The 22,243-nt window shown below is 57.9% G+C and carries 17 protein-coding genes; 11 read left to right on the top strand and 6 right to left on the bottom strand.

Annotation, left to right across the window (positions count from 1 at the left end; genetic code table 11):
• Positions 1-86: 86 nt before the first annotated feature.
• From MHK04_RS01215 to galE, 4 genes are all read left to right on the top strand, one after another.
• Positions 87-878: a helix-turn-helix transcriptional regulator gene (locus MHK04_RS01215; RefSeq protein WP_324291886.1), complete on the top strand. Its 792-nt coding sequence runs from the start codon at positions 87-89 to the stop codon at positions 876-878.
• 181 nt (positions 879-1,059) lie between these two features.
• A complete protein-coding gene (locus MHK04_RS01210; protein WP_023021392.1) occupies positions 1,060-2,073 on the top strand; it encodes a sigma-70 family RNA polymerase sigma factor in 1,014 nt (337 codons plus the stop codon).
• A gap of 223 nt (positions 2,074-2,296) precedes the next feature.
• Positions 2,297-2,974, top strand: a complete 678-nt coding sequence (locus tag MHK04_RS01205) for a metal-dependent transcriptional regulator (RefSeq protein WP_239207617.1) — start codon at positions 2,297-2,299, stop codon at positions 2,972-2,974.
• Between the two features lie 2 nt (positions 2,975-2,976).
• Positions 2,977-3,963 carry a UDP-glucose 4-epimerase GalE gene (gene galE / locus MHK04_RS01200; RefSeq protein ID WP_200288969.1) on the top strand — a complete coding sequence of 329 codons (987 nt, stop codon included), beginning with the start codon at positions 2,977-2,979 and terminating at the stop codon, positions 3,961-3,963.
• On the opposite strand, the gene MHK04_RS01195 is transcribed toward galE, so the two are convergent.
• Positions 3,960-5,060, bottom strand: coding sequence for a DUF4192 domain-containing protein (locus tag MHK04_RS01195; RefSeq protein WP_239226966.1), 1,101 nt, complete (start codon positions 5,058-5,060; stop codon positions 3,960-3,962). The two genes, galE and MHK04_RS01195, sit on opposite strands and share 4 nt — an antisense overlap.
• A gap of 242 nt (positions 5,061-5,302) precedes the next feature.
• On the opposite strand from MHK04_RS01195, the gene MHK04_RS01190 reads away from it, so the two are divergent.
• Both MHK04_RS01190 and MHK04_RS01185 read left to right on the top strand, forming a co-directional pair.
• The gene (locus MHK04_RS01190) at positions 5,303-6,367 is read left to right on the top strand and encodes a proteasome assembly chaperone family protein (RefSeq protein WP_239207615.1); all 1,065 of its coding nucleotides are present in this window, start codon (positions 5,303-5,305) and stop codon (positions 6,365-6,367) included.
• Between the two features lie 34 nt (positions 6,368-6,401).
• Positions 6,402-8,945, top strand: coding sequence for a DEAD/DEAH box helicase (locus MHK04_RS01185; protein WP_200288967.1), 2,544 nt, complete (start codon positions 6,402-6,404; stop codon positions 8,943-8,945).
• An 88-nt stretch (positions 8,946-9,033) separates the two neighbouring features.
• On the opposite strand, the gene ahpD is transcribed toward MHK04_RS01185, so the two are convergent.
• Positions 9,034-9,558, bottom strand: coding sequence for an alkylhydroperoxidase, AhpD family (gene ahpD / locus MHK04_RS01180; RefSeq protein WP_049361224.1), 525 nt, complete (start codon positions 9,556-9,558; stop codon positions 9,034-9,036).
• A 97-nt stretch (positions 9,559-9,655) separates the two neighbouring features.
• On the bottom strand, positions 9,656-10,249 hold the full coding sequence (locus tag MHK04_RS01175) for a peroxiredoxin (protein ID WP_023021385.1): 594 nt from the start codon (positions 10,247-10,249) through the stop codon (positions 9,656-9,658).
• A 160-nt stretch (positions 10,250-10,409) separates the two neighbouring features.
• On the opposite strand from MHK04_RS01175, the gene MHK04_RS01170 reads away from it, so the two are divergent.
• Positions 10,410-11,354 carry a hydrogen peroxide-inducible genes activator gene (locus MHK04_RS01170; RefSeq protein ID WP_200288966.1) on the top strand — a complete coding sequence of 315 codons (945 nt, stop codon included), beginning with the start codon at positions 10,410-10,412 and terminating at the stop codon, positions 11,352-11,354.
• A gap of 88 nt (positions 11,355-11,442) precedes the next feature.
• Here the strand turns inward: MHK04_RS01170 and MHK04_RS01165 are convergent, their stop codons facing one another.
• Positions 11,443-12,351, bottom strand: a complete 909-nt coding sequence (locus MHK04_RS01165; protein WP_023021383.1) for a hypothetical protein — start codon at positions 12,349-12,351, stop codon at positions 11,443-11,445.
• 105 nt (positions 12,352-12,456) lie between these two features.
• On the opposite strand from MHK04_RS01165, the gene hrpA reads away from it, so the two are divergent.
• Entirely contained in the window at positions 12,457-16,344 is a 3,888-nt protein-coding gene (gene hrpA, locus MHK04_RS01160) for an ATP-dependent RNA helicase HrpA (RefSeq protein WP_239207614.1), read from the top strand.
• Here hrpA and nrdR read toward each other — a convergent pair.
• Positions 16,341-16,799, bottom strand: a complete 459-nt coding sequence (gene nrdR, locus MHK04_RS01155) for a transcriptional regulator NrdR (protein ID WP_049361220.1) — start codon at positions 16,797-16,799, stop codon at positions 16,341-16,343. The genes hrpA and nrdR overlap by 4 nt on opposite strands.
• Positions 16,800-17,524: 725 nt before the next feature.
• Between nrdR and lexA the strand changes: the two genes are divergently transcribed.
• On the top strand, positions 17,525-18,229 hold the full coding sequence (gene lexA, locus MHK04_RS01150) for a transcriptional repressor LexA (protein ID WP_023021380.1): 705 nt from the start codon (positions 17,525-17,527) through the stop codon (positions 18,227-18,229).
• Between the two features lie 355 nt (positions 18,230-18,584).
• Positions 18,585-19,367 (top strand): transcriptional regulator SugR, encoded by a 783-nt coding sequence (gene sugR / locus MHK04_RS01145; protein WP_023021379.1) that lies wholly within the window; start codon positions 18,585-18,587, stop codon positions 19,365-19,367.
• Between the two features lie 21 nt (positions 19,368-19,388).
• Here sugR and ptsP read toward each other — a convergent pair whose 3' ends face one another.
• Entirely contained in the window at positions 19,389-21,077 is a 1,689-nt protein-coding gene (gene ptsP, locus MHK04_RS01140; protein WP_200288962.1) for a phosphoenolpyruvate--protein phosphotransferase, read from the bottom strand.
• 194 nt (positions 21,078-21,271) lie between these two features.
• Here ptsP and MHK04_RS01135 point away from each other — a divergent pair, with 194 nt between their 5' ends.
• The gene (locus MHK04_RS01135) at positions 21,272-22,237 is read left to right on the top strand and encodes a 1-phosphofructokinase family hexose kinase (RefSeq protein ID WP_239207613.1); all 966 of its coding nucleotides are present in this window, start codon (positions 21,272-21,274) and stop codon (positions 22,235-22,237) included.
• Positions 22,238-22,243 lie beyond the last annotated feature (6 nt).

Genomic DNA, 22,243 nt, shown 5'->3' with positions numbered 1-22,243 from the left:
CCCGGCTTTCTTCGGACTATTCCCTTTCTTCCACCGAGTCGCTTCCGTGTGGTACCTTCGCTATAACCTGACAGGAATTAAAGGACATGCTTCAGCTAATGAATCTTCCTAGCGGCAGTGCCTCCGAAGAAAACTTCCTCGAGCAGTATATTCCCCTCGTCGAATTCCTCGGTAAGGCAATGGGCCCCAACACCGAAATCGTGCTCCACGATCTCGACGTTCCCGATAAATCCATCATGGCCATCGCCAATGGGCACATCTCCGGCCGGCAACTTGGCGGCCCGGTGACCGACTTCGCTCTATGGTTTATGAAACAGGGCGATGCCGCAGCAATCCCCATGATGACCGGCTACCGCGCCGTCAATGCGGAAGGCAAGATTTGCCGCTCCTCTAGCTACTTCATCCGAGACGACTCCGGGCATATGCGCGGCATGCTGTGCATCAATGTTGATGTATCCGAATTGGTACACATTCGCGATGCGGCCGCAGCACTCATCGGCAAGGCCGATGATCCCGCATTCGATAAGTCAAAGGCTTTCGGCGGCTACCCAGGTGAAACTGAGCTACCCAACCGCCCCGTTGCAGTACCAGACCCAGTTCCAGATAAGGAACCGGTAGAGGAAGAAGCGGACAAGGAAGGAGTCAGCGAGTCTTTGCGTTCCAACGTGGAACACCTTCTGGACTCAATGTTGGACTCCGCCATTTCTAACCAAAACACCCCTGCCCCTCGCATGCAGCGCGAGGAGCGCCTCGAGGTGGTCTCAGATTTGGAGGATGCGGGATTCTTCCTTCTTAAGGGAGGAATTGCCGCAGCGGCAGAGCGGCTAGGTGTTTCCGAACCCACCATCTACCGCTATCTCGTACAGGTACGCGGATAGTACTTCTACGTACCTGTCCCATCGCAGAGCGCGGCGTTCTCCGTGGCACATCTCCCCCGAAAAGGTGGAGTCGTACCACGGGGAACGCCGCGTTTTATCAATTCTTTCCACATTGGGAACTAAATCTCTAAAGACTCCGTTGTACTTTGTGAAACCGGCGACAAATTCAGGAGGCTTCACTATGACGAAGACATCTGCCACCACCGCCAAGGGCGCTTCAGCTGCCACTACTAATGAAGAACAGGAAGTAGATCGCGGATCTCGCCGCAACCAAACCAACGACAACCCCTCTGCCGACCTCGTTCGTGTTTATCTCAACGGCATTGGCAAGACCGCACTGCTCAGCGCGGAAGATGAGGTAGAACTCGCTCAGGCCATCGAAGTTGGACTGTACGCGGAGTACAAGCTCAATAACGCTGAAAAGCTCACCCGTGCAGAAAAGCGTGATCTTAAAATCCTCGCCCGCGAAGGCAAAAAGGCACGCTCCCACCTGCTTGAAGCCAATCTGCGCCTCGTGGTTTCGCTGGCAAAGCGCTACACCGGCCGCGGTATGCCATTGCTGGATCTCATCCAAGAGGGAAACCTCGGCCTCATCCGCGCGATGGAAAAGTTCGATTACGCCAAGGGCTTTAAATTCTCCACGTATGCCACGTGGTGGATCCGCCAGGCAATTACCCGCGGCATGGCTGACCAGTCTCGCACCATTCGCCTCCCAGTCCACTTGGTAGAACAGGTCAACAAGCTGTCCCGCATTAAGCGCGAGATGTATCAATCCCTGGGCCGTGAAGCTACCAATGAAGAGCTTTCGGAAGAATCAGGCATTGACGAAAACAAGATTGAGATGCTGCTGCGCCAGTCACGCGACCCAGTCTCTCTCGATATGCCGGTAGGTACCGATGAAGAAGCTCCTTTGGGTGACTTCATTGAAGACGCCGAAGCTACCGATGCAGAAACCGCGGTCGTAGCCTCCATGCGTCATTCCGATATTCGCGGAGTGATTGACACCTTGGAAAAGCGCGAGCAGGACGTAATTCGCCTGCGCTACGGCCTCGATGATGGTGTTCCGCGCACCTTGGATCAGATTGGCCGCCGCTTCGGTCTTTCGCGCGAACGTGTACGCCAAATTGAGCGCGAAGTTATGGCAAAGCTGCGCGATGGCAACCGCGCCGATCGCCTGCGCGAGTACGCTCTTTAATCTGGGCTGGCAGCGCTCCGCGCCCAGTCCCCCTCCCCGAGTCCATTCGGCACAATACTGCCACGGGCTCGGGGTTTGGCGTTAGAAAGGCAGCGGCTTAGTTCGACGCGGCGAGCAAGGGCTTAGGTAGGCTAATCTGGACTGCAGAGTCTAGAAAGCGCTTTCCCGTCCTTGGTCGGGAGATTAGCCGCGAAACTGTATTCACACAGAAAGGTATGCCCACGTGAGGGACCTAGTTGATACAACGGAGATGTATCTACGCACCATCTACGAGCTAGAGGAAGAAGGTATTACTCCTCTTCGCGCCCGCATCGCGGAGCGTTTGGAGCAGTCTGGGCCTACGGTTTCTCAAACTGTAGCTCGCATGGAACGCGACGGCCTTTTGCACGTGCGTACCGACCGCAGTTTGGATCTCACGGACAAGGGCCGCGACCTGGCTACCGCAGTCATGCGCAAGCACCGTTTGGCAGAGCGTTTGCTTACCGACGTCCTCGGGCTCGACATCGCAAAAGTTCACGACGAGGCCTGCCGTTGGGAGCATGTGATGAGCGAAGAAGTAGAAAAACGCATGGTCGCGGTTCTCGATGATCCAACCCGGTCACCATTCGGCAACCCTATCCCGGCGCTGTCTGCACTGGGCTTCGATGCTCCGCAGCCGGACCAGGGCACCCGCGCAGTCGATCTCCCCAATGGTGATGAGGTCTCCGCCACCGTCATCCAGGTCAATGAGATTTTGCAGGTTGATGATGGCACCTTCCAGGAACTCACCGCTGCCGGAATCCGCGTGGGAGCAAAGGTATCGGTAGTCAATAACAGCGGCACGATTACGTTGTCGACACCGGATGGCGGCAGCGTCGTGCTTTCCGACGACTTGGCGCACGCAGTGCGCGTGGAGGTATAACCATGAAACTTCTTGTCACCGGTGGCGCCGGCTATGTCGGCAGCGTGTGCGCCGCTGTATTGGTCGAACAAGGCCATGATGTAACCATCATTGACAATTTCTCCACCGGAAACCGCGAAGCCGTTCCAGAAACAGCCCGCGTCGTCGAGGGCGACGTGGCGGATAAGGCCGCCGAGGTCCTGGGAGAAGGTGGTTTCGAGGGTGTCATCCACTTCGCGGCGCGCTCGTTGGTGGGCGAATCCGTGGAAAAGCCCGATGAGTATTGGCAGCACAATGTCGTTACTACCCTGACGCTGCTCAATGCCATGCGGGATAACGAGGTCAAAAATCTCGTCTTCTCCTCCACCGCTGCAACCTACGGTGAGCCGGACCAAGTGCCGATTACAGAGGATATGCCAACCCAGCCCACCAATCCCTATGGTGCAACCAAGCTTGCCATCGACTACATGATCACCTCTTTCGCCCACGCCTATGGATTGGGGGCGACCTCCCTGCGCTACTTCAATGTGGCTGGAGCCTACAGAAACATCGGTGAGAACCGCGAGGTAGAAACCCACCTCATCCCCATCGTGTTGCAGGTGGCCTTGGGCCACCGCGATAAGATCTTCATGTTCGGTGATGACTGGGATACCGCAGACGGCACCCCAGTGCGTGACTATATCCATATCCGTGATCTGGCCGATGCCCATGTGCTTGCTCTCGAATCCAATGAATCTGGTAGTCACCGCATTTACAACCTGGGTTCTGGTGATGGCTACTCCGTCAAGCAGGTCATTGAGATGTGCCGCAAGGTCACCGGCCACGACATTCCTGCTGAGGTGGCTCCGCGCCGCGCAGGCGACCCCGCCACCCTCATCGCTTCCTCAGAGAAGATCAAGCGGGAGCTCGGATGGAACCCCACCCGCACGGATCTGGAAACGATCGTTACCGATGCATGGAATTTCACCCGCCAGCTAGGCGATAAGGCACATTCAGCGAAGCGGGCCTAGCCTCCGAAGCTACTTTGCGGGGCATCGGCGCCAAGCCCCGCCGCGTCGCGGGCTAGCTCACAGCCATGGCAGAGGCTCGTGACCAACCGCCTTCCCATGCCGCTGCGATACCCCTGCGCTATGAGGCGCCCCAAATTATGATGGGGCGCCTCTTCTACTAGTACAGAAAGCGCCGGACCCGCATAAATTCCGAATTCATGGGATACCTGGCTAGCTGCGTATAAGGCTAGGGCGTTATAGCGGATGGACCCCTGGAATGTACGTGCCACCGCTAGGAGGAGGTCCCCTGCTTCCCGCGGCGCAGACACCAGCTCTGTGATGACCAGGTCACGGGTCCACGTGGTAGACATCCACATGGCTGCTGCACACAGCAATTCCTCATTTTCCAAAGTCTCCTCCAGCGATTCCACCTCACTGAGCACGAAGCGGACATCAGCGATAAGGCGCTTGACCACCTGCACTGGATCTGAAGTTTGGTAACCGCGCCCGGCGCGCAGTTGGCGGGCGATTTCTCTGCAGCATCGCTCCATTGCGCTAATTTCTTCTTTCCCAAAGTATGGGTTGTGGTCCTTAAAACGCTGAACCAAGTCATTGCGGCTGAGTTCAGGAAGCATGCCATTATTCACGCACTCACGCATGGAGTGGCTCGTCGATATGGCGGGAATGGTTCCTTCCATCCAATTCTGCAGCGGGCCCTCGCCGTCCTCGGACGCGTGGCCAAAAATGAGGTCGTAGGCGGTATCAGTAGATAGCTCTTCGGCCAGCCAACAGGCGTCAATGCCCACACCAGAGCGATCCTGAAAGCGGTAGAGGGAGTGCATGATATCCCATAGATCTTCTTCTTGGCGTTGAGAGAGAACGAAACCAAAGATGCTTTCGGGGTTGCCGCAGTGAAATGCATCCATCACTTCTTGCAAGGCGGCAGGGACATCGTTCAGATTGAGGCGGGCTACCGGCCCCATACTGTATCCGCGTGGGCTGGGCTGGATGGAGATGAGGATGACTGATTCGGAGGGGAAGAATCCGAGAATTCCTGGGATATTGGCGAGGATATCGCCGGGCGTACGAATGGGCTGAGTTGGTGTTGAGATGTGCATAGCCCCAGCTTCAGCCACGCGCGCAACCATGTATAGGACAAGCATCGAGAAGTGGTAAGAATCTGGGGATAGGCGGGGTGAGGGGGCGTCGGCAGGCGGCTTGTCCACACCCCGCCCGGGATTGCGCTGGCAATGTGCGGCGATTTGGGGCACAATCAGTTATTTAACCTCCCAGTGCGCGCGGGAATACTGAGCCCGCCTGCGGCGTTGGGGTAGGTAAGAAAGCAAGGAGGTAACACAACATGCACGAAGAAGATCGCCGCATGTATGAGCTGGAGTATCCAGCCCCGGTGATTAGGGATGATTCCGGTGACGGACAAGGCCCCACCATGATTGTTGCCATGCACGGCTATGCAGACGCCGGCCAGGCCATCGAGGCTAGTGCGGACCATTTGAAGGCAGCTTTGGAAGGCCGCCAACTGGCCTCGTTTAACTCTGATGAGCTGATTGATTACCGCTCGCGCCGGCCAGCCGTCACCATCGATAAGGATCGGGCGCTAGAAATTGAATCGATGGACCTGGGTATCAAGGTCCTGCGCGATAATTCCGGCAAAACCTTCCTACTGCTGTCTGGCCCAGAGCCCGACATGCGCTGGGAGGCTTTTACCACTGCTGTGGTCAAGCTGGTGGAAAAGTTCAATATCAATGACACCATCATGCTCTATGCCGCACCTATGCCAGTTCCACACACCCGCCCCACGGTGGTCACGGCGCATGGCACTTCCTCCCGTCTGACTGAGCATATGTTGTCGATGGATTCCACCATGATGGTCCCCGGCTCTGCTGCACTGTATCTGGAAAAAGCACTGGCGGATAAGCAGCGCACCGTAGCCGGATATACCGTCCACGTGCCGCATTATCTTGCGGCTTCGCCCTACCCGCAAGCCACGTTCCAGTTATTGGATTCGGTAGCTCGGGCCGCGCACCTCAATATTCCTTTGGGCAGCATCGAGGCTGATATTTCCCGCGTAGAAAACCAACTGGAAGAACAAGTTGGTGGCTCGGATGAGATAGAAAGCGTGGTTCAGCAACTCGAGCAGCAGTATGACGCCTATATGGAGCGCTACCGCAAGGAACACCCGCAGGCTATCATGCCCGGCGAGGAAGCTGTGCCTACCGGCGAGGAAATCAGCGAGGAGTTCCAAGCCTTCTTGGCTTCTTTGGATAAGGAAGAAAGCCAGCAGATCATTAACTCTGACATAGATGAACGCGAAGATTCCGCCGATGGCGAGGACCCTCAAGCCGATAGAGGCAAGGATGATCCAGATTCCGCTCAGGGCGATGGCGACTTAGGTGACGATATCTAACTAACCCACCCTCATCACCGCTAAGGTGGTGGGGGTGAACTTATCTCAGCTGCTGCCAGATTTATCGGAAGTGCCCGAGTCCCTCGTAGATGAGGCGATCTGGGATACCTTTACCTCGTGGACCACCGGCCGGGGCATTAATTTGTATCCAGCGCAGGAGGAGGCCTCGCTGGGGATCTTGGCCGGCGATAATGTCATCCTCGCTACCCCGACTGGCTCCGGAAAGTCCATGGTGGCCAATGCCGCACACTTTATCGCCTTGGCCCGTGGCCAGCGCAGTTTTTATACGGCACCCATCAAGGCTCTAGTAAGTGAGAAGTTCTTTGCTCTCTGCGATATCTTTGGCGCGGAAAATGTGGGCATGATGACTGGTGACGCCACCGTCAACGGCAATGCCCCCATCATCGCCGCTACGGCTGAGATTGTGGCTAATATTGCGCTTCGCGATGGCGCCGAGGCCAATATCGACCAGGTGGTGATGGACGAGTTCCACTACTACTCCGAACCGGACCGCGGCTGGGCCTGGCAGGTGCCGCTGCTGGAATTGTCCAACGCGCAGTTCTTGCTTATGTCCGCCACCCTGGGCGATACCACATGGTTGGAAGAAGACCTTAGCCGTCGTACCGGCCGCGCTACCGACCTGGTTGCTGGTACCACGCGCCCCGTGCCGCTGGATTTTTCCTATGTCTTTAGTGCGGTACACGAGACCATCGAAGAGCTCTTGGCCGATAAGAAGGCCCCCATCTACGTGGTGCACTTCTCGCAGCGTGAAGCGGCCGAGCGCGCCCAGGCGCTCACCTCTCTTTCGGGGATCATCACTAAGGAAGAAAAGGAAGCGATTGCCCAGGAAATCGGTGGGTTCCGCTTCACCACTGCCTTTGGCAAGGATTTATCCAAGCTGCTGCGCAAGGGCATCGGCATCCACCACGCGGGCATGCTGCCCAAATACCGCCGTTTAGTAGAGCGCCTGGCACAAAAGGGTCTGCTTAAGGTCATTTGCGGCACCGATACCCTGGGGGTGGGCATTAACGTGCCCATCCGTACCGTACTGATGACGGGGCTGGCTAAGTTCGATGGACAGCGCCAACGCATCCTCAAGTCGCGCGAATTCCACCAGATTGCTGGGCGTGCCGGCCGCGCCGGCTATGACACCGAGGGCACCGTGGTGGTCGAGGCCCCCGAGCACGAGATCGAAAACGCTAAGGAACGCCGCCGCATCGGTGATGACCCCAAGCGCTTGAAGAAGCTAAAGAAAAAGTCCGCTCGAGAGGGCGAGGTTTCGTGGTCCGAAAAGACCTTTGCGCGCCTTACTGAGGCTGAGCCTGAGCAGCTGACGTCTCAATTCCGCGTCTCTAACTCGATGCTGCTTAATGTATTGGCGCGGCATGGCAACGGCTATGAACACATGCGCCATCTGCTGCGGGACAATCACGATAATCGCAGCAAGCAGAATAAGGACATTCTCACAGCCCTCGACCTTTTCCGCGGGCTGGTGGATTCTGGCGTAGTGCAAAAATCCACCAAGGGCTTGGATATCTACGGCCGACCCTATCATTTGGTGCGAGAACTCCCCCGCGATTTCGCGCTTAACCAACCGCTGGGACCATTCGCCCTAGCCGCGCTCTCGCTGCTGGATCCGGAGGCGGACACTTATAACTTGGACGTTATTTCCGTATTCGAGTCCATCCTGGATGACCCGCGTCAGGTGCTCATCGCCCAGCAGAAACAGCGCCGTGGCGAGGAAATTGCCGCGCTGAAGGCGGATGGAGTGGACTACACCGATCGTATGAATATCGTGGAGGATATCACCTGGCCCAAACCGCTCGAGGAGCTTTTGGAGCAGGCCTACGATACTTTTGCGGAGACTAATGCCTGGGTCAAGGAATTTGAGTTGCGCCCCAAGTCCGTAGTCCGGGACATGCTCGAAAATGCAATGACCTTCTCGGACTTGGTGGCCACCTACGGCTTAGCCCGCTCCGAGGGCGTGATTTTGCGTTACTTGACCGATGCCTGGCGTACCCTCAAGCAATCCATCCCCGATGAGTACAACACCCCGGAGCTCGAGGACATCGTCATCTGGCTGGGTGAGCTTATCCGCCAGGTGGATTCCTCGCTTGTCGACGAATGGGCGCAGATGGCCGGCGAAGACTCCCCCATCGACCAAGACACTGTGGACCGCGAGCTTGCCTTCGGCGTGGAGGACCCCACCGCTCTTACGGCCAATCGCCGCGCCTTTACCATTATGGTGCGCAATTACATGTTCCGTTTGGTGCAGCTTTTCGCGCTAGAAAAAGAAGACCGCTTGGCGGAGCTGCTCGATTACCTGGACGAGGTGCCGGGCTTCGGCGCTATCCTAGATGATTACTTCGATGAGTATGATGACATCGATTCCGGCCCCGAGGCCCGCGGCCCGGAGTTTTTCCGCCTAGGCGATACTGACTCGCGTGCGTGGTCCGTGCGCCAGATCATCAAGGACCCAGACGGCGACCACGCCTACCAGTTCGTCGCTACGGTAGATCTCGATGCCTCCGATGAGGCTGGCGAAGTCCGACTGTCGGACCTGCGCGTGGAGTACTAGCCAGCCAAAACGACAAAGCCGCCCTAGCTGCCACGCCCCGAGTGAGGGGGACGTCGGCAAGCGCGAGGGCGGCTAAAGGCCGGCTATTTTAGCGTGCGGCCTCAATCTGGACAGCCTGTGCCACAGCCTGAACCACGGCAGCGACCTTGACGGCCTCCCAGACCTGCTCCTTGCTCAGACCAGCCTCGTTGAGCTCGTGAGCGTGAGCACCCAGGCAGTGCTCGCAGCCATTGATGGCGGAGACTGCGGTATTCCACAGCTCGAAGTTGGCCTTGTCCACGCCTGGCTTGGAGATGATGTTCATGCGCAGGCCAAACTTTACCTGTGCGTAGTCATCGCCCAACCAGCCCTTGGCGCGGTAAGCAACGTTATTCATCGCCATGACGGTGGCTGCGCCGTAGGCTGCCTCGATAGCCTCCTCGGAGAGGTGCTCTTTTGCTTCCTCAGCGATTTCTGCCAGCACGGTGTCATTGCGGGTTGCTGCGGCCGATGCCAGCAGGCAGCCCCACAGCTGCTCTTCGTCCAAGTCCTTGGAACGGGTCAGCGCACCGAGGTTGAGCTTCTGGTCCTTGGCGTACTCCGGCAGTGCAGACTTCAGATTATCAATAGACATAGCTTTTCTCCTTTTAGGTTTTGATAGGAATTTACTGCGCTGGATTTAAAAGGAAACCCCGCCACGAAAGCGGGGTTAACCTGCATCTCAGTGAGATTTAGAGCGCGGACTGAACGACGTCCATCTTGTTGATGTTCTTGGTGGGGTCGTTCTTCTCCCAGTTGCAAGCGCAGACCTCTTCGGACTGCAGGGCGTCGAGCACGCGCAGAACCTCGTCTACGTTTCGGCCGACAGCATCCGGGGTAACGGAGACGAACTGGATAACACCATCCGGGTCGATGATGAAGGTAGCGCGGTCAGCAACACCATCAGCGTTTTCTACGCCCAGTGCGCGGATGAGGTCGTGGCGCACGTCAGAGAACATTGGGAATGGAACTTCCTTCAGCTCCGGGTGGGTTGCGCGCCAGTTGAAGTGAGCGAACTCGTTATCGGTGGAGCCGCCGAGGATCTGGGTATCGCGGTCCTGGAACTCCTCGTCCAGCTTGCCAAAGGCAGCGATCTCGGTCGGGCAGACGAAGGTGAAGTCCTTCGGGTAGAAGAAGACGACCTTCCACTTGCCCTCGTACTTGTCCAGGGATACCTGCTCGAAGTAGTCCTCCGGCTGGTTAGCGTTGACGTCGTGCAGATCGCCACCGGTCAGGGCAGTGAGGTTGAACTCTGGGAACTTCTCGCCGACGGTCAAAATAGGCATAGTCTTCAACTCCTTTAGCAAAGGCTTTTCCTCTAAGTTTCCTGCCGCTTGGCGTACAAGCAGCGGGGCCGGACCGTGTCCGGCCCAACACGATCAGTTATACCATCTTTTCGGCTCGCGTCAATAGCAAATCCTATAGGTGAGTGTTAGAGTGATAGGCATGCATAATAAAGAGTATCGCCCTACACTTGCTCAGCTGCGTACCTTCGTCACCGTTGCGGAAAACAAGCACTTTGGTACCGCAGCCGCCAAGCTCGAAATTTCCCAGCCCTCCCTCTCCCAGGGCCTCGTTGCCCTCGAGCAGGGCTTGGGCCTGCAGCTTATTGAGCGCTCCACCCGCAAGGTCATCGTCACCTCGGCTGGTGAGACCCTCCTCCCCTACGCCAAGGCAACGCTTGAAGCAGCCGATACCTTCCTCGCCCACGCTCGCGGCGCCAACGGCACCCTTGCCGGCCCACTAACGATCGGCGTTATCCCCACCATCGCCCCCTACATCCTCCCCGATCTGCTCTCCATGCTTGCCGAGGCCTACCCGGATCTCCAGCCGCGCTTCGTCGAGGAGCAAACCCAACACCTCATCACCCGCCTGCGCAACGGCAACCTGGACCTAGCCATCATGGCCCTTCCTTCCGAGGCCACCGGCATGGTCGATAGCCCGCTCTACACCGAGAAATTCTCCATTGTCTGCCCGCCCGATCACCCCATCGCCGGCCGTGAGGACGTCGAGCTTGCGGAACTCAAGGACCTGGATTTGCTGCTGCTTGACGACGGCCACTGCTTGCGCGACCAGGTAGTCGACCTTTGCCGCCACGCCAATATCAACCCGGCCGAGGCCACCAATTCGGTCACCCGCGCCTCCTCCCTGACCACCATCATGCAGCTGGTCATGGGCGGGCTGGGCTGCACCCTCGTCCCAGAATCCGCCCTGGCAACCGAATGCCACGGCAAGGATGTAGCCGTAGCCCACTTCGCCCCCGACGTCACAGCCGAACGCGAGGTCGGCCTCGTATTCCGCTCCTCCGCTGCCCGCGCCGAGGAATTCCGCGAATTCGGCACGCTCATCACCGCCGCCTATAACAAGGCGATTGAGCGCTCCCGGCAGTAATCGTTCACGGCAAGCCCCACGGGGGCGTCGCCAAGCACACCAAAGGCCACCGCCCCTAACTGGAACGGTGGCCTTTAACTGTGGTGCGCTACGCCTGCGGGAGAGTATTGCGCCCCGCGCACTGGCGGAACATGTGCGCCTGTGCCAAGAGCGTAACCGGATACGCCACGATAAGGCCGATGCCCAAAAGCAAGAAGCCGGCAACAATGATGAAAAAGTTCAAAATGGCAAGCAGCAACATCTGGCCATAGTTGTCCTTGCCTGCCTTAAAGCCATTCTTTACTGCTTCGCCAACGCCATCGCCGTCAGCCGCAAACCACTGCATCAGTGAGAAAAGTGGTTGAATAAAGAAACTAATCACCAAAAGTACGCCCATGATGCCCATGACGCTTAATACTGCCGCAACTGCTTCTTCCTCCGTGAGATTCTCGGCGTCACCAAGCAGCCCAGTGACGGTTCCACCTACTACAGAGAATACAATGAACATCGACACCGCCCCGATGACGAGCATGATGACCAGCGGCTGCCACCAACGCACGTTCTTAAACAGGTAGCCCCAACCGGTGCGAGAGTCATCAATCTGGAAAAGCGCCAGGCGCATAACTACCAGCGACAAAACAAGGCTTAGGACAGTCGAAATGAGTTGAGAGACCAAAGAGCCTGCGGTTGCCTGACCCGCGCCGGAGTCGCCCGCAGCATTGATGCCAGCTGCAATAACAACAAAAACAATGCCTAGCGCAAAAAGCGCTAGAGATCCCAAAATCCACAGCTTCCAATTGCTAAAGACGGTCCTAAACGCCCAAGAAACGGCGTCTACGGCAGAGACCTTGCCGGTATATGGGCGCTGGCCTGCTTGGTAGCCCACATAGCCCTGGGTGTTTTCTTCATGGCTTCCGCCATAGGACGGAAGCTGTCCGTAGTTTGGTCGGTCCTCGGGGTGATCGGTCGGTTCGTAGCGCGGAAAATCATCATTTCCACCCGAATACGGGTTCGTCATAACCGGGGTTCCTCCTTAAGGAATGCGAATCAGTGCATGGATAAGTATTTTCACTTTAACAACTTTTCCTCATTTCAGGCGGGCAGGTAAACTCTGTGCCTAGTCATGACTATGAATGAAACCCCTTCCCGCGACGAGCTTTTCGCCGCACTCGAAAATGTCACCTTGGCCGAAGCCCGCTCCTTCCGCCGCCGCCTGAAAAAGGCCCGTGCCCCGAAAGCGCTCCAAGAAATCGGCGCTGAAATCCACGCTGCGGCTGAGCGCGTCGCGCTTACCGACGCCGCCGTCCCCACCATCACCTACCCCGACGCCCTCCCCGTCACAGCCCGTAGAGACGACATTGCCGAGGCCATCCGGGATAACCAGGTAGTCATCATTGCCGGCGAGACCGGCTCCGGTAAGACCACACAGATCCCAAAAATCTGTCTTGATCTGGGCCGCGGCCGCCGCGGACTAATCGGACATACCCAGCCACGCCGCATTGCAGCACGCACCGTGGCCGAACGCATCGCCTCAGAACTGGACCAAAAGATTGGCGAATCCGTCGGCTACGCCATCCGCTTTGATGATCGCGTCTCTGAGACCACCGCGGTGAAACTCATGACCGATGGCATCCTACTCGCCGAGATGCAGCGTGACCGCTTCCTCAACAAGTACGACACCATCATCATCGATGAGGCCCACGAGCGCTCCCTCAACATCGACTTTTTATTGGGCTATCTCAAGCGTCTTTTGCCCAAGCGCCCCGATCTCAAGGTCATCATTACCTCCGCAACCATCGATCCGGAAAGCTTCGCTGCCCATTTTGCCGACGCCGACGGAAACCCTGCCCCCATTATCGAGGTCTCCGGCCGCACCTACCCGGTAGAAATCCGTTACCGGCCCCTCGAGTTCGAGGCCGGCGGAAAGGTGGTGGACCAAGACCCGCTCGACGGTTTGACCGAGGCAATCGAAGAGCTGATGCACGAAGGCGACGGCGATATCCTTTGCTTCTTCCCTGGCGAACGCGATATCCGCGATGCCATGGAGGCCATCGAAGGCAAGAAGTGGAAAAACGTCGAGGTCACTCCCCTCTTTGGCCGCTTATCTAATCAAGAACAGCATCGCGTTTTCAGCGAACACCGTGGCCGCCGCATCGTGCTGGCCACGAATATTGCAGAAACCTCGCTTACTGTGCCCGGCATCCGCTATGTGGTTGATACCGGCACCGCCCGTATCTCGCGCTATTCCACGCGCACCAAAGTCCAGCGCCTGCCTATCGAGCCTATCTCGCAGGCCTCCGCCAACCAGCGCTCCGGCCGCTGCGGCCGCGTTGCCGATGGCATCGCCATTCGCCTCTATAGCGAACAGGACTTTGAAAGCCGCTCCGAATTCACCGACCCAGAAATTCTGCGCACCAACCTCGCCAGCGTCATCTTGCAGATGGTCTCGCTCAAGCTAGGCGACATCGAACAATTCCCGTTCATCCAACCGCCCGAGCACAAGGCCATCCGCGATGGCCTTAACCTCCTGCACGAGCTCGGCGCTCTCCACGACAAGCAGGATAAGCCCACGCTGACCGCCACTGGCCGCGACCTAGCGCGCATCCCGCTAGATCCCCGTATGGCACGCATGCTCATTGAGGCCAATACCAACGGATGCCTCGATGATGTCATGGTCATCGTCGCCGCCATGACCATCCAGGACGTTCGCGAACGCCCCCTTGATTTCCAGGCCCAGGCCGACCAAGCCCACGCCCGCTTCAAGGACAAGTCCTCGGATTTCTTGTCCATGCTTAAGCTCTGGGATTACATTAAACAAACCCGCAACGAGCAATCCGGCAATAAATTCCGCAAACGCATGAAGCAGGAGTTTCTCCATTACATGCGCATTCGCGAGTGGTTCGACCTGGTGCGCCAGCTCAAGGACGTCGCCAAGCAGCTGGGCTGGACATACCAGGAAGGTACCGAGCGCCGCGCCGATGATATCCACATGTCCCTCCTGTCAGGCTTGCTGTCCAATATCGGCGCCCGCGATGGCAACTCCAAAGAATTCCAAGGCGCGCGCAACACCCGATTCCTGGTATTTCCTGGCTCCGCCTTGGCCAAAAAGCCGCCGGAGTTCCTCATGGCCGCCGAGCTGGTGGAAACTTCCCGCCTCTGGGCACGCGACGTCGCCACCATCGATCCCGCCTGGGTAGAAAAGCTGGGCGCAGACCTGCTCAAGCACAACTATTCCGAGCCCACCTGGTCCCGCAAACGCGCCGCCGCCATCGCTCACCAGAAGTCCACACTCTACGGTGTACCCATTGTGGCCGACCGCACCGTGCCCTACCACCGCGTCGATCCCACCGCCGCGCGCGATATGTTCATCCGCAACGCGCTCGTTGCCGGCGACTGGAATACCCACCACGCCTTCTTCAAAACCAATGCCCAAGCGCTTGACGACGCCGCCGCATACGAAGAAAAAGCCCGCCGCCGCGGCCTCATCGTAGACGAAGACACCCTCTTCGACTTTTATGACCAGCGCATCCCAGCAAATGTAACAACCGGCCGTCATTTCGACTCGTGGTGGAAAAAAGAACGCCGTCGCAACCCTGAATTGCTGGATTTTGATCCGACAAAGCTCATCGATGACTCCCACGAGGTCACCGAAGACTCCTTCCCCGACCACTGGAGAAAGGGTTCCATCGACTACGAACTAACCTATAAATTTGAACCCGGCGATCCACTCGATGGCGTTACCGTGATGGTACCCATCCCCATGCTCGCCGGCTTAGATACCGAAGGCTTCGATTGGCTCGTACCCGGCCTGCGTCTCGAGCTCGTAACCGAACTCATCCGCAGCCTGCCCAAGGCCCTGCGCCGCACTGTTGTTCCCGCACCCGAATTCGCTGAGCGCGCCATCGACCGCCTCGTCCCTTATGAAGGCACCATCACCCAGCAGCTTGCCGACGTCCTCCATGAACTCGGCGGCCAAGGCATCAACGCCACCGATTTCCAGCCCGGCAAGCTGCCGATGCACCTGAGGATGAACTACGGTGCCATCGACAAGCGCGGCAAGATCGTCGACTCCGACCGCGACCTCGCAGCGCTTATCCGCCGCCAGTCCGGGCATATCAAATCCTCTGTGTCCCGTGTCTCTCGCACCGCTGAGTCCACCGCTGTCAGCGAGTGGACCGACGATACTCTAGGTGCCATCGATGACACGGTTACCACCAACGTCGACGACCACGAAGTCACGGCTTACCCCGCCCTCGTCGCCACAAAGGACGGCGTTGAACTCAAGGTACATCCCACCAAGGCCGCAGCCGATGCCGCTATGGTTACCACCACCCTTACCCTGCTTATGCGCGACATTGCGGTCAATACTGCACAAATGGTCAAGGGCCTGCCGCTGCAACAACGCGTCGCCGTCGACTCCTATCCCCACGGCGGCGCCGATGGCCTGGTCAACGACGCCCGCGTCGCTGCCATACGCGACCTGATGCTAGAGGCCGGCGGACCCGTCCGCACTCCTTCCGCTTTCCAGAAGCTCAAAGACACCATCAAGCCCCAGGTTCCGGGCCGTGTGCGTCAAGCGGTGGTGGCTATCGCCCCAGGACTCGCCGAGTATTCCAACCTGCAAGCCGAACTCGCCCACTGGGACGGTGCGGCCATCGATGACATGCGAGAGCAATTGGAGTTCCTCCTACCCCGTAATGCCATCACAATCCATGGCATGTCCCACCTGCGTCATCTACCGCGCTATATCCAAGCCATGCGCATTCGCTTAGAGGACATGAACCTTGACCCTGACCGCGACGCGGACCGCCAGGCCGAGGTCGATAACGCCAAGGCCTACCTAGCCAACCGGCTGCGCAGCCTACCACCTGGCCGCGAAAAGACGCGCGAAGTCAAGGACATTCGCTGGATGGTGGAGGAACTTCGCGTTTCACTATTCGCCCAACGCCTCGGCACAGCTCACGCCGTGTCGCTCCGCCGCATCCAGAAGGCCGTTGACAAACTGCGCTAGAAATCCTCTCGGTCGCGCCTACGCATGAGACGAATTTCAGATTCGAAATCATCAGCGCTTTCAAAGGACTTGTAGACCGAGGCAAAGCGCAGATAAGCCACCTCATCAAGATCGCGAAGCGGTTCCAAGATGGCCAGGCCAATCTCATTCGCGTTGACCTGAGAGGAACCATGCCCGCGTACGGTCTCTTCCACTTCTTGCGCCAGTTTTTTCAGGGCATCGTCACCCACATCTCGCCCCTGACAGGCGCGCCGTACGCCGCGAATCAGTTTATCTCGACTAAAAGGTTCCGCGAGTCCGTTCCGCTTGACCACCAACAACACGGCCTTTTCGACCGTGGTAAAACGCCCCTTACACGAAGCACACTCACGCCGGCGCCGAATCGACGCTCCAGCATCGACGACGCGGGAGTCAATGACACGGGATTGCTCATTATGGCAGAAGGGGCAATACACAGAGGTCCTTTCACTGACGTTGTTACCCCAGTAGTTTACTCGCCCAGCAGTCCGCCCAACTACCGAGCATAAGGCCACCGCCTCACTAATGCACTACAGCAGCCTCGACCTGTTGAATGTCTGAGGTCGGCGGTTGCGGTGCACTACTTCCTTCCGCCCCTGCCAATCCGCCTAGGAGCGTGCCCAAAAAGACCGCGATTCCAAACACGCCACCTAAAACGTAGTTACCTGTGTTCGACTTCACCGCGCTACGTTGAGCTCTCTGTGAAAGACCGTCGCCCCCGCCAGATTTCACTCGATTCGAACGATATGTCGTTCGATCTTCTACGCGGAGAGTTCGAACATACCGCGAATCACCGCTCCCTCGCGCCGCGCGAGGGGCATATCGATCCACGTCCCATACAGATGCGGGAGAAACCACTAGAACGTCTGCAGAATTACGCTTTGCCAGGTCATTTCGAGAATTAATAAGTAGAGACATGTTTTTCCTTTCGACGACCGAACTCACCATAGGCATCCCACTGGACACTTAATTTGAAACAGTCGCCATAATGTTCGATTTAGTTGGTACGTTCGATTTATAGCACCGCTTCGAATACTTGTCCACCCGTGGACACAAATCTCGAACATCTGTACTTTTCGTGCTACAAATGACTTGTGGCACTCTAAATCCGCCCACTAATAGACCGACAACGAAGTCACCCGACCCTACGTAGGAGCCAGCAATGGGCCGCAAGCCAAAAAAGTCCGCCGAGAAGACCGATTACGCATCCCTATCCGACCGTCAACGACGAATCCTCAATGTCATTAGTGACGCCGTCATGCTGCGTGGCTACCCACCAAGCATTCGCGAAATCGGCGATGCAGCAGGCCTGCAGTCCACATCCTCAGTTGCCTATCAGCTGAAGCAATTGGAAGAAAAGGGATTTCTCCGGCGCGACCCAAATAAGCCGCGTGCCGTAGATGTTCGCCATCTCAACACAGACGAAGGCACCAAGAAGCCTGGCCGCAAGCCCGCTAAGCCCGAACAGCAGGTTCCCGAGGACGCAGGCGCTGTGTCTTATATTCCTGTGGTCGGTCGCATCGCTGCGGGAGCACCCATTACCGCTGAGGAAAACGTCGACACGTACTTCCCCATGCCTGACGAGGTTGTCGGCAGCGGCGACCTATATATGCTGCAGGTAGTCGGCGATTCAATGAAGGATGCAGGGATTCTCGACGGTGACTGGGTGATTATTCGCTCCCAGTCAGTTGCTGAGGAAGGCGAATTTGTCGCAGCGCTGCTGGACGGTTCCGAGGCCACCGTTAAGGAATTCCACCGCGATTCCTCGGGCGTATGGCTACTTCCCCACAACGATGCTTACTCGCCCATTAATGGCGATGATGCAGAAATTATGGGCAAGGTTGTATCCGTGTTCCGCAAACTTTAAACACTCACCCAGCCTCACTCCGCCCCGCAACGGCCGCCCCAGGCCGTGCGGGGCTTATTTGTGCGCATTTCTCATTAATATAGCCTCTCCGCCAGCCACCCCCATTTTGGCGCCATTTTGGACCCAGACAGCAAAGGAGACGAAAATCCCACTTTCCCACTTTTTGTCTTGACCAGCTATTTTCATACTTCGCGGCACGGCGATAGCTGTGCAAATTTTTGCTTTAGTCCGGTTATTCCCGATTTTTGAGACAATGGACTAAGAAAAACAACATCGCGGGACTTTCCTATCCACAAAATCCGGGAATTTTTACCCCCGCTACTCCCCGCGGTGTGCTTAAGTCCAAGGAGGAATAATGTACGCAGAAGAGCGGCGCCGCCAGATAGCGTCTCTCACCGCCGTTGAAGGTCGCGTCAACGTCACTGAGCTATCCGAGCGCTTCGAAGTCACGGCCGAAACCATTCGACGCGATCTAGCGGTGCTGGATAGAGAGGGCGTCGTCCATCGCGTGCATGGCGGCGCGGTAGCATCCCAGTCCTTTCAAACTGCGGAACTTACCCTAGACACCCGGCAGCGTTCCGCCTCCGGCGCGAAAGCCGCCATCGCCCGAGCTGCGCTGGATTTTCTTCCCCACGGCGGCGGCAGCATTTTCCTCGACGCGGGAACTACGATTAATGCATTTGCTGAGCTGATAGGACAGCAATACCCCCAAGGCCAGTTCAACATCGTCTCCAATAGTCTGCCCATCGCCTTGTCCTTAGCAGGCAGCGGAGTACCGGACGTCCAGCTGCTTGGCGGCACGGTTCGCGCGATCACCCAAGCTGTCGTCGGCGACACCGCCCTGCGCACGCTAGCGCTCATGCGCGCCGACGTCGCCTTCATCGGAACCAATGCCCTGACCCTGGATCACGGGCTTTCCACGGCCGATCCCCAAGAAGCAGCCATCAAGTCTGCCTTTGTCACCAACGCCCACAAGGTCGTAGTGATGTGCGATTCCAGCAAACTGGGCAATGACTACTTGGTAAGCTTCGCCCCCGCCGCTGATATCGATGTCGTCATCACTGACGCCGCAGCCCCCGATTCCTTTGTGGAGGCGCTGCGCGAGCACGAAATTGAAGTCGTACTCGCCAGCGAATAAATCCCGCTCCTTCGCCTCAAGCTAGGCGAAGGATGCCATGGTTTCTACCACTGCAGTACGGGCGGCATCAGGGCTTTCCGCATCCAATGCCACCTCAGCGAGCTGTTGGCACTGTTCCAAGGTAATTTCTGCCAACTGTGCGCCTACGCCTGCTACTGCAGTAGACGCTGCGGACAGCGAATTCACGCCCAAGCCCGTAAGCACGCAGGCCAGCATGGGGTCGGCCGCTGCTTCTCCGCATACGCCTACCGCAACGTTATTGGCCTGGCCCACAATGCAGGTGTGCTGGATAAGTCGCAGCACGGCCGGCTGCCACGGGTCGGTCAGGTAGGCCAACTGCGGGGACAGACGGTCTGCAGCCATCGTGTACTGAGTCAGGTCATTGGTGCCGATGGATACGAAGTCGAGGTGCGGCATGATTTTATCCGCCATAAGCGCTGCGGCGGGAACCTCAATCATGGCGCCAGCAGTCAGGCCGCGTTCACGACACAAGTTGGCAAACCACTGCGCTTCGGTAGAAGTGGCAACCATGGGAGCCATCACCCACGTAGAGGCTTTATCATCACGGGCTTCGGCAGCCTGCGCAATTGCATCAAGCTGCCGGGTCAGCAAAGCTTCATTATCGCGCGCGATACGCAGACCGCGAACGCCCAATGCCGGGTTTTCCTCAGAGCTTAGCGTGGCATAAGAAATTGGCTTATCGGAGCCTGCGTCCAATGTGCGCACAACAACCTTGGATTCGGGGAAGGCCTTGAAAACCTTTCCGTAGATCTTTGCTTGTTCCTCCACGCTCGGCTCTTCGCTGGCCGAAAGGAAGGACAACTCCGTGCGATACAGGCCGATGCCTTCTGCCTGAGACTCCGAAGCGATGCGGGCGGCATTGCCATCAGCAACATTTGCCAGCAGCTGCACGCTGTGACCGTCCTTGGTCTTAGCTGGTCCGCGCCACTGAGCAACGCGTGCTGCACGCTCACGGTATTCAGCAACGGCCTTGGTGGAGGTCTCCGCATCAGCACCACAAGTCACGGTTCCTACTGCGCCATCGACAAATACCAGCGTGCCGCTTTCAATGTCGCCAAGCGAAGCGCCCACCGCCACGATGCACGGAATGTCCAATTGGCGCGCGATGATGGCCGTATGGCTAGTGGGGCCACCGAGCTCCGTAACAAGGGCTTTAATGTGTTTGGTATCTAGCGTTGCGGTATCGGCCGGGGCCAAATCATCTGCAAACAAGACGGCCTCGCCATCTACCAAAGGGAGGCCTGGCTCATCCTCACCACGTAGCTCAGCGATGACGCGGTCGCGTACGTCCTTCAAGTCGGTCGTGCGCTCGGCCATCACGCCACCAGCGGCTTCGAACATGGTGACAAACTTGTCAGTCGCGCCAACAGTGGCAAATTCCGCATTCCTACCGGTGCGGATATTCTTGCGCACTGTTTTGTGCCAGCCACGGTCCTTGACCATACCGGCGGTTGCAGTGAGAACCTCGGCCGCTTGGCCCTCTGCGGCTGCCGCGCGCTTCTCCAATCGATTAGCAACCGTATCTACGGCCGCAAGAAAGCGGTTGTACTCGGATTCACTCGCTTGCTCTGGGTCAATGCTTCCCTCGGTAGGCAGGGCCGGGCGAGGGCGGACCCACACGGCTTCGGCGTAGGCGACTCCGGCAACGACACCGGTGCCTTTGATTGTGGACTCAGACGCGTTTTCCATGAGCATACTTCCTTCGAAGATAGCGGTTATTGACTTCCAGAACACCACAAAACGGATAGAAAAGCAATGTATACCACAGTTTTCTGTTGACTTTCGGACACATTCGGACAAGAATCAACATTAAGGGCGGGCCATTCCCAAAGGTTCTCTCCAGCGGCGTTCGGCCCCAATATATAACCTGTGAAAGGGACAACTTGATTCTCACGCTGACCCCCAATCCCAGTATCGACGCCACCCTCGTACTCAGCGGGCCTTTAACTTCCGGTGGTGTCCACCGTGCCAGCGAGGTCACACAGGTTGCAGGCGGCAAGGGCGTAAACGTCACCCATGCCGTGCACCTAGCCGGCGAGCAAACCCTGGCACTTTTTCCGTCCCACGACTCCGATTCCTTCCTGAATCTCATCCACGCGGCCGGATTGCCTTCTTCGGCTACTGCTATGGATGGCTCCATTCGCGTCAACACCACCATCACCGAGCCCGACGGCACCACCACCAAGGTCAACGGCCCAGGCCCCGTGCTTTCCGACGCCGATGCCCAAGCCATTACCTCCACCCTCACCGCCCGCGCCCTCGCGGCCGACTGGGTGGTGCTGGCAGGTTCCTTACCGCGCGGCGTGGACACCGATTGGTATTGCGAGCTCATCTCCGCTGTCCGTGCAGCCGCACCACAGGCCCGCATCGCGGTAGATACCTCCGATGCTCCGATGCTGGCCATCGGGAAAAATCTCGAGTCTTCGGCACCCGATCTCATAAAGCCCAATGGTCTAGAGCTCGGCCAACTCACCGGCACCGACGGCCGCGAGCTGGAAACACAAGCCGCCCGCGGTGACTATTCGGGAGTGGTTAGCGCGGCACGCGACGTCGTCAAGCGAGGCATCGCAGAAGTGCTCGTCACCCTCGGTGGCGCCGGTGCCGTACTGGTTACGGCTGAAGGAGCATGGGCTGCCACTCCCCCTCCAGCCACCGTGAAATCCACCGTAGGTGCTGGAGACGCAGCGCTCGCCGGATACCTTCTCGGCCGCACCGCTGGTAAATCTCCGGCCGCAAGCCTTGCCCGATCCGTGGCCTACGGGACCGCGGCTGCATCCAAGCAAGGCACGCAATTTCCTCGTCCTGAAGAAATAGATATCGCTAATACCACCGTTAACTCGCTAGCCTAAGGAGCG

This window comes from Corynebacterium nasorum, from assembly GCF_022345765.1.
Lineage (GTDB): Bacteria > Actinomycetota > Actinomycetes > Mycobacteriales > Mycobacteriaceae > Corynebacterium > Corynebacterium kefirresidentii.
Note: the sequence above shows the minus strand (reverse complement) of the source record. Positions and strands in the feature narration are given on the sequence as shown.